An 11,057-nucleotide genomic window follows, 5' to 3' on the forward strand; every position below is an offset into this window, starting at 1 on the left:
CGACGCTACCGGCCGGTGACCCGCCCCAGGACGTCGACCGCGTCTCGACCCGCCCGACGAACGCTCGCGAGCCCACCAGCACCCGGCGACCGTGGTCGGCGTTCTGTGTTAGGGAGGATGTATGCACCCGGTGCCGCTGGAGACATTCCCCGCGGTGCTGTCCGGCGCCATCGAGAGCAGCGGCCTGAGCCTGGAGCAGCTGCAGCGCAAACTCGCCGACGAGGGCGTCCGCGTCAGCCTGTCCACCCTCAGCTACTGGCGCCGCGGCCGCACCCGCCCCGAACGCCCCGAGTCGCTGCGCGCGGTGGAGGCCATCGAAGAGGTGCTGAACCTCCCGCACGGCTACCTCACCGGCCTACTCGGCCCGCGTAAGCCGCGCGGCCGCTGGGTCGCCCGCGGCGGCATCGTGCACCCGCACGACGAACTGTGGGACAACACGTCGGGCCTGTCGTCGGTGCTGCTGGAACTGGGCGAGGCGGACCCGGGGGAGGTGACGTACCTGCAGATCCACGACCAGCACCACCTCGACCACCAGGGCCGCGACTTCCGCACCCGGGTCCGAATGCTCCTCCGGTCCGAAGTAGACGGACTGGGCTCATTGGTCGTATTGCACCGAGCAGAGGACACCGACCGCGCCCTGCCCACCCTGTCCTCGGCGGTCGGCTGCGCCATCGGCCGCGTCCGCGACATCCCGTCCTGCCGCTTCACCGCCGGAGAGATCCTGCTCGACCGACAACTCAACACCGGCCAGACCGCGGTCATCGAGTTCGAGGTCCACTGGTTCGGCGCCACCCGCTCCGTGCGCTACGTCCGCACCTCCCGGCGCCCGGTGCGGGACTACCTCGTGGAAGTCAACTTCCACCCCTCCCGCCTCCCCGCCCAATGCTTCGCCTTCACCCAAACCGGCGCCGACGCCCGGGAAATCCGCGCCGAAACCCTCGACGTCGGCCGCTACGGCGGCGTACACACATCCATCCAAGGCGCGGGCTTACCCATCGTCGGCATCCGCTGGACCTGGTGAGCCGCGTACCGACGGGCCACCTCCGCGCGATGCTGCGGGCCTGGACCGGGGGCGCCGAGTGCCATGTGTGTCCAGAAGCCCGCGAGGTAGACGAAGAACGCGACCTGAGCCCGCAGGTCCACCGGAACCTCGATCTCGTCGATCCGATGCCCCGCGTCGAACAGCCGCAACGCCAGGAACGCCGAGTCGACCCAGGGAGCGCCCCGCCCGGGAAACCCCCAGTCGATCACGTGGATCGTGCCGTCACCGATGACGAACTGGTCGGCGTGCAGGTCGGTGTGCAGGAGTCGATCACCGTCGACCAGCTCCGGCACGTGATCGGACAGCCGCTGCGCGCCATCGACATCCCAACCGTTCACGAGCTGTGGCGCCTCGTCAGCCAGCCGGTGCCACCAAGCCGTGCCCGCCCAGCGTTCACCGAGCGACTTCAATCGGGGTGCCCGGATCCCGGCGATCCGAGTGACCACCTCCCGCACCGAGGGCAGGTCCCTGGACCCAGGCCGCAGATTCGCGCGCCGCCCGGACAGGAACTCGAACCCGACCACCAGCCACTCACCCACATCGCAAGCAAACACCACTCGTGGCGCGATCCCGTCCGTCAACTCGGCCGCACCGACCTCGTTCCGCAACCACCGCATACGCTTGCTGACACCACGAACGCCTTTGCAGAAGACCTTCCGGCCGTCACCGAAGTCGAGCACAACGGCGAGATCGCTACTCCGCCCCACAACAATGTCCGCGGCGGTTACCGGTGTTCCTACGCGCTCATGCACGGCGGATCGGACGATCTCCGGAACGTCACACCACGCCACCGGTCCCTACTTCCCGCGGTTGTCGGAGTTCTCGTTGCCGTCCTCGCCGCTGGCACTGCAGGGTATTCCGTACATGTGTGATCAGCCAGGGGTCCGAGCTCAGATCAGTTGCAAGCCGCACCACAGAGCCACGACCGATGCCGCCAGGGTCGTCGGCACGGTCAGCAGGCCGAGCCGGGTGAAGTCGCCGAGTTGGATGGTGGTGCCGTGGGTGTGGACGACCCGGCGCCAGAGGAGGGTGGCGAGGGAGCCGGGGTAGGTGAGGTTGGGGCCCAGGTTGACGCCGAGGAGGACGGCCAGGAGAGCGGGTGGGCCGAGGACGGCGGCCAGGGGGGTGAGGACCAGGACGGCGGGCAGGTTGTTGATCAGGTTGGCCAGGGCCGCCGCCAGGAACGCGATGGCCAGCAGGGACGGCAGGCCGGTGTCGGTCGGGATCAGGTGGGCGAGTGCGGTGCCCAGGCCGTTGTCGACGACGGCGCGGACCACGATGCCCAGGGCGAGGACGAAAGCCAGGAACGGCAGGCTCATCGCGCCGAACAGGGCCGGTACCGTCGTGTGGCGTCGGAGCAATGCGCGGACTGCCAGGGTCATTGCTCCGGCTGTCGCCGCCCAGGCCGGGTCGATGCCGATGGCCGAGGTGACCACGAATGCCGCCAATGTGCCGCCGACGGTCAGCAAGGCGAATACCGGCACGTCCTGGTCCGATTCCGCGGCCCGCTCCCGGAATTCCCTCAGCTCGGCCGCGAAGAACCGTCGGAAAATCAGGTACTCCACTGCGATCGCCACCAGCCACGGCAAGAACATCAGGCCGGTGAACCGGGCGAAGCTCAGCCCGGTCGCGGTGAAAGCCAGCAGGTTGGTCAGATTGGACACCGGCAGCAACAACGACGCCGTATTGGACAGATGCGCGCACGCGTACACATGCGGCACCGGGTTCGCGCCCACTCGCGTCGCCGTCGCGAACACCACCGGGGTCAACAGCACGACCGTCGCGTCCAGGCTCAACGCCGCCGTCACCAATGACGCCGTCGCGAACACCGCAGCCAGCAGCGACCGTCCCGCCGCGCGCGCCATCCACGCCCCGCACGTACGGAACAGGCCCTCGTCCGCGCACAGTTTCGCCAGGACCAGTACGGCCGCGAGGAACCACAGCACCGGCCACAACCGCGCCGCCTCGGCGCGTGCCGCCTGCCAGGAGACACCGCCGATCGCGATCGCCACGATGGCCGCCGGGATCGCGGCCACCGCCTCCGACCAGCCGCGTGGGCGGGCCACCGCCCACACCAGGACCACCGCCAGGAGGCCCGCCGACACCGCCAGGTTCATGTTCCGCCGTCCCGCACGGGCACCATCGAACCACACCGTCCAGTCCGGAATATCCGACAGTCCATTGGGGACTATTCGGCCGGACTTGGCAAAAGCCGGGTAAGCGAATGGGAAATAACCGGTAACAAAGGACCACTTCCGCAGCCTTGTGACAACCCGCGACGACACGCGACCATCCGTGCAGCGATGCCGCGCGGCCCGGTCGTGAGGGCACCTTCGGGTTCGGCCGGGCCGTCGGCGCGCCAAAACCACAAATTCGCCTCCGGCGCCGGCGATCCCGGCGCTCCCTTGCGGGAGGAATGTGTGAAACGCAAACGCCTGATCGGCGCGGTCGGGGCGGCGGCCGCCCTCGCCCTGGTCCTGTCCACCGCGTCCGCGGCCACCGGGGCGACGTCCCCCGCCCCGGCAGGCGAGCAGCGGACCAGTGCCGAGTACGCCGTCGTCGGGGTCCGCACCGTCGCCGACCGCACCGCCGTCGCCCGCACGGGCGCCGCGGTGAACGGGGTCGAGGACAGCAGGCTGATGATCACCGCCACGCCCGAGGAGGCCAGGCGGATCCGCGCGCTCGGCTTCCGCGTCGATGCGCAGGCGCCCGCCCCGACCGACCGCGGCCTCGCCGCCCCGTTCGACTTCCCCAGCCAGGACTCCAACTACCACAACTACGCCGAGGCCACCGCGGAGATCAACCGGGCCGTCGCGGCGCACCCGGACCTGATCAGCAAGCAGGTCGTCGGCCGCAGCTACCAGGGCCGCGACATCCTCGCGCTGAAGATCTCGGACAACGTCGCCACCGACGAGAACGAGCCCGAGGTGCTGTTCACCGCGCACCAGCACGCGCGCGAGCACCTCACCGTCGAGATGGCGCTGTACCTGGTCAAGCTGCTCACCGACGGCTACGCCACGGACGCGCACGTCAAGAACCTGGTCGACAGCCGGGAGATCTGGATCATCCCGGATGTCAACCCGGACGGCGGCGAGTTCGACATCGCCACCGGCTCCTACCGCAGCTGGCGCAAGAACCGGCAGCCCAACTCCGGCTCCAGCAACGTGGGCACCGACCTGAACCGCAACTGGGACTACAAGTGGGGCTGCTGCGGCGGTTCCTCCGGCAGCACCTCCAGCGAGACCTACCGCGGTCCGTCGCCCGCGTCCTCGCCGGAGGTCAAGGCGCTGCAGAACTTCGTGAACAGCCGGGTCGTCGGCGGCAAGCAGCAGATCACCGTGGGCATCGACTTCCATACCTACTCCGAGCTGGTGCTCTGGCCCTACGGCTACACCTACAACGACACCGCGCCGGACCTCAACTCCGAGGACCAGCGGATCTTCTCGACCATCGGCCGGGCCATGGCCGCGAAGAACCGCTACACCCCGGAGCAGTCCTCCGACCTCTACATCACCGACGGGTCGATCGACGACTGGCTGTGGGCCAAGCACCGCATCTACGGCTACACCTTCGAGATGTACCCGTCCAGTTCGGGTTCGGGCGGCGGCTTCTACCCGCCCGACGAGGTGATCGGCCGGGAGACCACGCGGAACAAGGAGTCCGTGCTCTACCTGCTCGACTACGCCGACTGCCCGAAGCGCGCCATCGGCGGCGCGTGCGCGGCGACCTGGTCGACCGAGACGACCGCCCAGCCAGGGCGGTAGGCGGGCTCGACCGTTCCATAGTGGACGGCGGCCGCCCCACCCCTGCTCCGGCACCCGTCCCCGATCCCGGGGGTGGGTGCCGGTGGACGACCGAGAGGACCTATCCGGTGAAGAGGTTGACCAGACTGCAGAAGTCCATGGCGTCGGCGGTGATGGTGCTCGCGGCGTCCGCGGCCGTCGCGGGCCAGGCGCTCGCCGCGCCGGGACCCTCGTCCGACCCGTCACCCGCTGTCGTCGGGGGCACGCGGGCGGCGCAGGGCGAGTTCCCGTTCGTGGTGCGCCTGTCCATGGGTTGCGGTGGCGCGATGTACTCGCCGAACCTGGTGCTGACCGCCGCGCACTGTGTGAACGGCACGGGCAACAACACCAGTATCACCGCCACCTACGGCGACGTCGACCTGCAGGGCTCCAAGCGGGTCACCCGCCAGTCGAACTACGTCTACCGCAACCCCGGGTACACCACGGCGACCGGCGGTGACTGGGCGCTGATCCGCCTGTCCAGCCCGATCCCGAACGCGGCCACCCTGTCGCTGGCCACCTCCTCGGCCTACGACACCGGCACGTTCACCATCGTCGGCTGGGGCGCGGCGAGCGAGGGCGGCGCGCAGCAGCGCTACCTGCTCAAGGCGCAGGTCCCGCTGGTGGCGGACACCACCTGCAAGACCTCCTACCCGTCGCTGAAGGCGCCGGTGGAGATCTGCGCGGGCTACAAGCAGGGCGGCACGGACACCTGCCAGGGCGACTCGGGCGGCCCGATGTTCCGCCGCGACAACGCGAACAACTGGGTCCAGGTCGGCATCGTCTCCTACGGCAAGGGCTGCGCCCGCGCCAACTACCCGGGCGTCTACGCCCAGGTGAGCGCGCTGTCGTCGGCCATCGCGGCGAAGGCGACGGAGCTCGGCCGCGGTTGACCGCACACGGCGCAGTCGGCACAGACGGCAAAGGACCACCCCGGCCATCGGTCGGGGTGGTCCTTTTGTCACCATTGCCAGATATCGGTTTCGCCGCTCCTCTGGCACCTGTGAGAGGTTGGCGGCAGGATACGGTGGAAGTTACCGATAGGTAGCCGGTGGGCCACCCGCAGGCCGCCGAGCATCGGAGGAGAGTTCATGCGCGAGTACGCCGTCCCCCCGGTCGCCAAGCGTGAGGAGGCGGGCGGACTCGCCGACCTGGTGTTCACCAACGCCGCCGAGGGCCCCGCGGACGTGGCGTTCCGCCGCCGCCTCGGCGCGGGCTGGGAGGACGTGACCGCCGAGCGGTTCGCCGCCGAGGTCACCGAGGTGGCCAGGGGGCTGGTCGGCTCCGGCATCGGGCCGGGTGACCGGGTCGCCGTGCTGGCCGCCACCCGCTACGAGTGGACGCTGCTGGACTTCGCCATCTGGACCGCGGGCGCGGTGTCCGTGCCGATCTACGTGACCTCGTCGGCCGAGCAGATCCAGTGGATCCTGTCCGACTCCGGGTCGGTCGCGGTCGTCGTGGAGACCGACGATCAACTGGCCCGCCTCAATGGCGTGCGTGGTGAGCTGCCCGAACTGCGCCAGGTCTGGCGGGTCGACGACCTGGCAGGCGTCGTCCTCGCGGGCCAGGAGGTCGACCCGGCCGACGTGCTGGCGCGCCGGACCGCGGTCACCGCCGACGATGTCGCCACCATCATCTACACCTCCGGCACCACCGGCAGGCCCAAGGGCTGCGTGCTCACCCACCGCAACTTCTTCGACGAGTGCGGCTACGGCGTGGAGATCCTGCCCGAGCTGTTCAAGGGCGAGGGCCTCGCCGAGCAGCCGTCCACCCTGCTGTTCCTGCCGGTCGCGCACGTCTTCGGCCGCATGGTCCAGGTCGGCTGCGTGTTCGCGCGCTGCACCATGGGCCACGGCCCGGACACGAAGAACCTGCTCGACGACCTGGCCACGTTCCGGCCCACGTTCATCCTGTCCGTGCCGTACGTGCTGGAGAAGGTCTACAACGGCGCCCGGCAGAAGGCGCACACGGGCGGCAAGGGCCGGATCTTCGACGCCGCCGCGGCCACCGCGATCGCCCACAGCGAGGCCGACGGCAAGGCCGGACTGGGCCTCAAGCTCAAGCACGCGCTGTTCGATCGGCTCGTCTACGGCAAGCTCCGCGCGGCCCTGGGCGGCAAGACCACCTGGGCCATCTCCGGTGGCGCCGCGCTCGGCGCCCGCCTCACTCACTTCTACCGCGGCGTCGGCCTGACCGTGTTGGAGGGCTACGGGCTCACCGAGACCACCGCCGCGTCCACCGTCAACACGCCCCGCCACTTCAAGCCGGGCACGGTCGGCCGCCCGCTGCCAGGCACCGCCGTCCGCATCGACACCGAGGTTGTCGATGTCTCGGGTGATGACGCAGAGGGCGAGATCCTCATCAAGGGCGGCCAGGTTTTCGTCCGCTACTGGAACAACGAGACCGCCACCGCCGAGGCCCTGGACGCGGACGGCTGGTTCCGCACCGGCGACCTCGGCAAGCTGGACGCCGACGGCTACCTGAGCATCACCGGCCGGAAGAAGGAAATCCTGGTCACCACCGGCGGCAAGAACGTCGCCCCGGCCGTGATCGAGGACCGCATCGCCGCGCACCCGTTGATCGGGCAGGCCATGGTGGTCGGCGACGGTCGCAAGTTCATCGCCGCGCTGATCACCGTCGACCGGGAGTACTTCGGCTACTGGAAGAAGACGGCAGGCAAGCCCGCCGAGGCGACCGTGGCCGAGCTGGCGGCGGACCCGGATCTGCTGGCGGAGATCCAGAACGCGGTGGACGACGGCAACGCGGCGGTGTCGAAGGCCGAGTCGGTCCGCAAGTTCCGGGTGCTGGCCACCGAGTTCACCCCGGAGAGCGGCCATCTCACGCCGTCCCTGAAGCTCAAGCGCCAAGAGATCATGCGCGACTTCAAGGACGAGGTCGAGAAGCTCTACTCGTGAAGGGGAGTTGCGTCTAGCATGGCGCCACCCGACCCCCGCGAGAGGTTTGAGCCACCATGGGACGACACTCGTCGCTCCGGAGGCCGAGATGGGGTTTCGCCGCGACCGGGCTGCTCCTGATCGTCCTGCTGGCGCTGGTGGTCGGCGGCTGGTTCGCCCTCGACACGCTGCGCGACCACACGAACACGGCTGGTCCGCCCAACGCGCAGGCCTGCGAGTCCACCACCCTGCGCGTCGTGGTCACCCCCGATATCGCGCCGGTGGTCGACGCCGCGGCCAAACGCGTCGGCGACGGCTGCGCCCGGGTCGACGTGACGGTGAAGCCCGCCGCCACCGCGGTGGACGCGATGCTGGTGACCGATGGTTCCCAGTTGCCGGATGTCTGGATCCCGGACTCCAGCCTGTGGTTGCGCCGCGCGCAGGAGAAGGGCGTCTGGCCCGCGGAGGTCAGCGGGACCTCGTTGGCCTCCTCGCCGATCGTGCTGGCCCTGGCCGAGGAGACCGCCACCCGGCTGGGCTGGCCCGGCAAACCCGTGACGTGGTCGCAGGCCCTTCTCCCCGAGGTCGCCACCGCGTTACCTGACCCGTCTCGCGACCCGATCGGCGTGGCCGCGTTGATCGGCATCCGCGCCTCCGCCGCCGGAACGCCCGACCCGTCCGCCGCGACGATCTCGACCATGCGCCGGATCTCCCCGCTGACCGTGCCGCAGGCCGCGGACCTCTTCACCTCGCCCCAGCCGCTCGGCGCCTTTCCCACCTCGGAACAGGCACTGATCCACAGCAACGACTCCGGTGCGGCCCAACACCTCGTCGCCGCGTACCAGGACGTGCCGACCCTGGACTACCCCTACACCGTCCTGCCGCAGGCGTCGCCCCAGGTGCAACCGTTGTCCCAGCGGCTGTTGGACGCGCTGCAGTCGGCGGACACACGCACTTCCCTGGCGGACAACGGTTTCCGCGCCTCCGACGGCAAGATCCTGCGGGACCGGTCGGCCGACGCGCGCACGTCGTCGGACACGGTGGTGCCGATTCCCTTCCCGCCCAACGAGGACATCAACCAGCTGCTGAACCAGTGGGCGGGGGTGAACCTCAGCGCCCGCATCCAGATCCTGCTCGACGTGTCCGGGTCGATGGCCGAACCGGTCAAGGGCACCGGAACCGACCGGATGGGCGTCACGCTGAAGGCGGCCGAGCTGGGGATCGGCATGTTCCGGCCGACCACCAAGTTCGGGCTGTGGCTGTTCTCCACGAACCTGGACGGAAAGAAGGACTACAAGGAACTCCTGCCCGTGCTTCCGGTCGCCGACCAGCTGAAGGCCGGGGCACTGGACAAGCTGCACGGCGTCAAGGCGATCAAGGGCGGGGCCACCGGCCTGTACGACAGCGTGCTGGCCGCCTACCAATCCGCTCGGACCAACTGGGAACCGGGTCGGATCAACCTGGTCGTGGTGATGACCGACGGCAAGAACGAGGACAAGGAGGGGATCAGCCGCGCGCAACTGCTCGCGGAGCTGGCCAAGTTGCAGGACCCCGACCGCCCACTGCAGCTGATCGGGATCGGGATCGGGCCGGACGTGGACCTCGGCGAGCTCCAGGAGATCACCAAACCGACCGGCGGGCAGGCGTTCACCACACCCGACCCGACCAAGATCGGCGACATCTTCTACAAGGCCCTCAGCGGACTGCTCTGCCAACCGCCGTCCTGTGCGAACTGACCGTCCACAGCGGAGCGGTCAGACTCCCAGCGCGCGCAACAGGGTGCCGAACTTCGCGTCCGTCTCGGCCAGCTCGGCCGCGGGATCCGAGTCCGGCATGATCCCCGCCCCGGAGAACAGCCGCATGCCGTTGCCGGAGACCTCCGCACTCCTGATCGCCACGACCCACTCCCCATCACCCTCGGCCGTGCACCACCCGACCAGTCCGCTGTAGAACCCGCGCTCGAACGGCTCCAGCTCGCCGATGGCCGCCCGCGCGGCCGCCGTCGGCGTCCCACACACCGCGGGCGTCGGATGCAGCGCCGCCGCCAGCCGCAGCGACGAGACGTCGGGGTCGTTCACCGTCCCGGTGATCACGGTCGACAGGTGCCACATGGTCGCCGTGGACACCAGCGAAGGCTCGGCGGGCACCGACAGCGCCCGGCAGAACGGCCGTAGACCTTCCACGACCGCCTCCACCACCACCCGGTGCTCGCCCTGGTCCTTGCGCGACGCCAGCAGCGCGGCCGCGTTCGCCCGATCGGTGGCCTCGTCCGCCCCCCTGGGCAGCGACCCGGCGAGCGGATTGAGCGTCACCTGCGGCCCGCGCCGGGACAGCAGCAGCTCCGGGCTGGCACCCACCAGGGTCGAGCCGTCGGGCAGCGGGACCGCGTAGGTGTACCCGAGCGGGTTCGTCTCCGCCAGTCGACCCAAGAGCCGATCGATCCGGACACTCTCGTCGAAAGCCAGGTGCAGCGTGCGGGCGAGGACCACTTTGCGTAGCTCGTCGTCGGCGCGCAGTGCGCTCACGGCGGCCGCCACGGCGCGGCGGTAGCCGTCCGGGGAGGGCAGGGCGGTGACCGAGGGTGGCCGCGGCGTCCACCGCGGTCCGTCCCATTGGAACGGGTGCACGGACCCCGTGCGGTGTACCGATGTGGGGACGACGATATGCGCGGCGGCCGCGGGATCGAACGGGAGGGCGCCCACCGCGAGCGGGGCACGGGTGTCCACGAGGTACTTGGTCACGCGCGCGGCAAGCTCGTCCGGATCGGACTCCGCGACCACGGCGGCGGTGCCGGTCGCCGTCACCGTCGTGTGCGGACCGGCGAGCAGGAAGTCGCCGGGGCGGTAGTCGGCCACCGGTCCAGGGGCGGGTTCACCATCGGCGTCCATGACCCCATCATGCCCAGCCCGTGCCCGCCAGGCGCGCCGCGAGCACTATGGCGTCGGACACCAAAAACCGCAGGTGGACGCCGGGTCGGCGCCCACCTGCGGGGATGGTCGGAAACTAGTTGAGCGCGTCGATCAGGGTGGAGCGCTGCTTCTCACCCAGGCCGGCGGCGCGGCGGTCTGGATCGATACCGGCCTGCTCAAGCAGGGCCGCGACCTTCACCGCGCCGAGACCGGGGACCGCCTTGAGCAGCGCCGCGACCTTGGTCTTGCCGATGGTCTTGTCTTCCTTGGCCTTGCCGAGCACCTGCGCGATCGTCCGCTCGCCGGACTTGATCTGCGCCAGCAGCTCGGACCGAGCCTTGCGCGCCTCGGCTGCCTTGGCGAGCGCGTCCGCGCGCTGCTCGGGAGTCAACACGGGCAGAGCCAACGTGGTAGTCCTTTCCTTCTTCAC

The 11,057-nt window shown here is 70.0% G+C and carries 9 protein-coding genes; 5 read left to right on the forward strand and 4 right to left on the reverse strand.

The genetic code is table 11. The annotated features are described in order from the left end of the window. The first annotated feature begins 121 nt into the window (after positions 1-121). A complete protein-coding gene (locus C503_RS39165) occupies positions 122-1,021 on the forward strand; it encodes a helix-turn-helix domain-containing protein (RefSeq protein WP_018682618.1) in 900 nt (299 codons plus the stop codon). Here the strand turns inward: C503_RS39165 and C503_RS39170 are convergent. Both C503_RS39170 and C503_RS0112865 read right to left on the reverse strand, forming a co-directional pair. Continuing rightward, complete coding sequence (locus tag C503_RS39170; protein WP_156893171.1) at positions 952-1,581, reverse strand: hypothetical protein; 630 nt, start codon at positions 1,579-1,581, stop codon at positions 952-954. The two genes, C503_RS39165 and C503_RS39170, sit on opposite strands and share 70 nt — an antisense overlap. Before the next feature lie 351 nt (positions 1,582-1,932). Then, positions 1,933-3,159, reverse strand: coding sequence for an SLC13 family permease (locus tag C503_RS0112865; protein WP_018682620.1), 1,227 nt, complete (start codon positions 3,157-3,159; stop codon positions 1,933-1,935). 303 nt (positions 3,160-3,462) lie between these two features. On the opposite strand from C503_RS0112865, the gene C503_RS0112870 reads away from it, so the two are divergent. From C503_RS0112870 to C503_RS0112885, 4 genes are all read left to right on the forward strand, one after another. Then, positions 3,463-4,806 (forward strand): M14 family metallopeptidase, encoded by a 1,344-nt coding sequence (locus tag C503_RS0112870; RefSeq protein ID WP_018682621.1) that lies wholly within the window; start codon positions 3,463-3,465, stop codon positions 4,804-4,806. Between the two features lie 137 nt (positions 4,807-4,943). After that, positions 4,944-5,717, forward strand: coding sequence for a S1 family peptidase (locus tag C503_RS0112875; RefSeq protein WP_051114812.1), 774 nt, complete (start codon positions 4,944-4,946; stop codon positions 5,715-5,717). Between the two features lie 198 nt (positions 5,718-5,915). Then, a complete protein-coding gene (locus tag C503_RS0112880) occupies positions 5,916-7,739 on the forward strand; it encodes an AMP-dependent synthetase/ligase (RefSeq protein ID WP_018682623.1) in 1,824 nt (607 codons plus the stop codon). A gap of 56 nt (positions 7,740-7,795) precedes the next feature. Next, positions 7,796-9,454, forward strand: a complete 1,659-nt coding sequence (locus C503_RS0112885) for a substrate-binding and VWA domain-containing protein (protein WP_018682624.1) — start codon at positions 7,796-7,798, stop codon at positions 9,452-9,454. A gap of 18 nt (positions 9,455-9,472) precedes the next feature. On the opposite strand, the gene C503_RS0112890 is transcribed toward C503_RS0112885, so the two are convergent. After that, entirely contained in the window at positions 9,473-10,606 is a 1,134-nt protein-coding gene (locus tag C503_RS0112890; RefSeq protein WP_018682625.1) for an isochorismate synthase, read from the reverse strand. Positions 10,607-10,721: 115 nt separating this feature from the next. Beyond that, positions 10,722-11,033: an integration host factor, actinobacterial type gene (gene mihF, locus C503_RS0112895; protein ID WP_026316241.1), complete on the reverse strand. Its 312-nt coding sequence runs from the start codon at positions 11,031-11,033 to the stop codon at positions 10,722-10,724. Between the last annotated feature and the right edge of the window lie 24 nt (positions 11,034-11,057).

It is taken from the genome of Actinokineospora enzanensis DSM 44649, from assembly GCF_000374445.1.
In the GTDB taxonomy this organism is placed as follows: domain Bacteria; phylum Actinomycetota; class Actinomycetes; order Mycobacteriales; family Pseudonocardiaceae; genus Actinokineospora; species Actinokineospora enzanensis.